The organism is Streptomyces sp. NPDC057623 (assembly GCF_042800355.1).
In the GTDB taxonomy this organism is placed as follows: domain Bacteria; phylum Actinomycetota; class Actinomycetes; order Streptomycetales; family Streptomycetaceae; genus Streptomyces.
In genome coordinates this window covers 1-1,157 of record NZ_JBHVGZ010000033.1, presented here as the reverse complement: position 1 = coordinate 1,157, position 1,157 = coordinate 1, and the positions used below count along the sequence as shown (strand labels likewise).

Below are 1,157 nucleotides of genomic sequence, written 5' to 3'. Positions count from 1 at the left end.
GGGGGGTGGTGGGGGGGGAGGGGGGGGAAAAGAAGGGAGCGGTGGGGGGAAGAGCGTTGGCCGGTAGGAAAAAGAAGGGAGCGTCCCCCTCGGGGGTGGCCCCCGCTCCGTGTATCTCTCTGCTGTTCTTCCTGTCTCGCTGTCTGTCGCCTCAGCTCACCATGTGGCCCGCACCTGGCGGATGATCCGGCGCCGCAGCCGCACCCTGCGGCTGCCGTCGCGCAGCAGGCTCAGGCGGTCCAACTCCCAGTGTCCGTACTCGGCATGGTCCGTCAGCAGGCGTGTGGCGTCCTTGCGGGAGACCCCGCGCGGTACGTACACGTCGACAAATTCGTATTCCGGCATCGCATCTATTGTGCGGGCTGGGGCCCGGTACGGATAGCGTCTGCACTATGTCTGATGCTGTGCAGCCCACCGCTGCCGAGGTACGCGCCGCCGCCGAGGCGGTCAAGACCGCGCTCGACCGCCACCTGGCCGCGGTCGAACGCCGGTCGGGTGAGGACGACCCGGCCGTCTACGAGGCGTTCAACCAGCTGGCCGCGGCCGCCGAGACCTACGACGAGCTGCTTTACGACCGCTACGACGAGGTCACCCCCTTCGAGATCCCCGGTGCGGAGGACGCGCTGCCGCCGTACACGGGCCCCGAGGAACCGAACGCGCTGAGTGTGCTGATCCGCCGCGACTACGCCGTGGTGGAGCCGCAGCGGTTGCTGGCGCAGGCCCAGCGGATCGAGGCCGCGGACTACGTCGAGGGCGCCGAGGCGGACGGCTCCGGCACGGTGCACGAGGCGCTGGGCACTCTGTTCGGCGAGTTCGAGCCGGACGAGATCGCTTCCCGGCACAAGGAGTTCGGCCTGGAGGAGGGCGACTCCACACTCTGGGTGACCGCCTCGGACGACCAGAGCGACCCCGGCGAATGGCTGGAGGCTCCCTTCGAGGGCGTCGATCCGCAGCGGGTGGTCTGCCGCTTCGACGTGAGCGCGGTGTTCGACGACGAGATCGCCGACGAGATCGATGACGAGGGCGACTTCGAGGACGAGCTCGACGCCGATCCGGACGAGGAAGACGACCTGGAGCCGCTGGAGCGGTAGCGCACCGCGGACGGCGGTACGACGGCTGTCACGGCGACGGCGGCGGTCCCGGACAAGGTCCGGGAC

The 1,157-nt window shown here is 69.6% G+C and carries 2 protein-coding genes; one reads left to right on the top strand and one right to left on the bottom strand.

Annotation, left to right across the window (positions count from 1 at the left end; translation table 11 throughout):
- Positions 1 to 156 precede the first annotated feature (156 nt).
- Positions 157 to 345 (bottom strand): DUF5703 family protein, encoded by a 189-nt coding sequence (locus ACFU95_RS28685; RefSeq protein ID WP_005485166.1) that lies wholly within the window; start codon positions 343 to 345, stop codon positions 157 to 159.
- A gap of 47 nt (positions 346 to 392) precedes the next feature.
- Here ACFU95_RS28685 and ACFU95_RS28680 point away from each other — a divergent pair, with 47 nt between their 5' ends.
- Positions 393 to 1,091 (top strand): hypothetical protein, encoded by a 699-nt coding sequence (locus tag ACFU95_RS28680; RefSeq protein WP_383832859.1) that lies wholly within the window; start codon positions 393 to 395, stop codon positions 1,089 to 1,091.
- The last annotated feature ends 66 nt before the right edge of the window (positions 1,092 to 1,157 follow it).

Excerpts from the sequence above, each read along its gene's own strand:
- ACFU95_RS28685 (WP_005485166.1), bottom strand. The coding sequence starts at position 345 with ATGCCGGAATACGAATTTGTCGACGTGTACGTACCGCGCGGGGTCTCC.
- ACFU95_RS28680 (WP_383832859.1), top strand. The coding sequence starts at position 393 with ATGTCTGATGCTGTGCAGCCCACCGCTGCCGAGGTACGCGCCGCCGCC.